Source organism: Mycobacterium sp. IS-2888, assembly GCF_001954215.1.
Classification (GTDB): domain Bacteria; phylum Actinomycetota; class Actinomycetes; order Mycobacteriales; family Mycobacteriaceae; genus Mycobacterium.
The window spans coordinates 1-1,043 of sequence record NZ_MBET01000024.1; the positions used below are offsets into that span (position 1 = coordinate 1).

The window sequence follows — 1,043 nt, forward strand, 5'->3', positions numbered from 1 at the left end:
GACCCCAGCCACCCCCGCTGCCACAACGCATAATCCGCATACTGCACCCCCAACGGCACCCACCCCGGCACCCGACCGGCGCACCGGCTGGCATAGGCCACACCCAAATCAGCGGTCAGCGGCCTTAGCGACCAGCCGTCCGCGGCGATATGGTGCATCACGATCACCAGCACGTGCTCGTCGTCGACGATGCGGAAAAGCCTTGCCCGCATTGGGATCTCGGTGGCCAGATCAAAGGTATGGCGCGCCGCGGTATCGATGGCCTCGTTCAGTGAACCTGGCGACCAGCCGCTGGCATCAACAACGTCCCACCCAAAATCTGCCTGCTCAACAGGAATAACCACCTGTCGGGGTGTTCCCTCGACCGTGGGGAACACAGTGCGCAGGCTTTCATGACGGCCCACCACATCGGCCAGCGCCGCACCCAATGCATCAACATCGAGCGGCCCACTTAACCGCAGCGCCGCCGCGGTGTTGTAGACCGGCGAGGGCCCCTGCAACTGGTCGATAAACCACAACCGCTGCTGGGCAAACGACAACGGAACCACCGCCGGGCGCTCAACTGCCACCACGGGATCCAGCCGACCAGCGCCCTCAGCGATACGCGGCGCCAACCTGGCAACCGTGGGCGCATCGAACACGACACGCACCCCAACGTCGGCATCCAATGCGGTGTTGATCGCCGCCACCAGGCGCATCGCTGAGAGTGAGTCTCCGCCGAGGTCGAAGAAGGAGTCGTCGATGCCGACGCGGTCGTGTCCGAGTATTCGGGCGTAGATGCCGGCCAGGATTTCTTCGGTGGGGGTGCTCGGGGCCCGATACCCGCCGATGCTGTAGTCGGGTGCTGGTAGGGCGCGGGCGTCGACTTTGCCGTTGACCGTGAGCGGCAACGCGTCGAGCACCATGATCTGGGCCGGGACCATGTAGGCCGGTAGCCGTTGGGCGAGTTGGTCGCGGATGGTGGCCGGGTTGGCTGTTCCGGTGATGTAGCCGATGAGGCGTTTGTCGCCGGGGCGGTCCTCGCGGGCGAGCACCGCGGCTTG

Annotated in this window: 1 protein-coding gene; it reads right to left on the minus strand. The window is 65.6% G+C overall.

The features are described from left to right. A partial coding sequence (locus A5745_RS03970; protein ID WP_254848492.1) for a condensation domain-containing protein occupies window positions 1–1,043 on the minus strand: 1,043 nt, incomplete at both ends.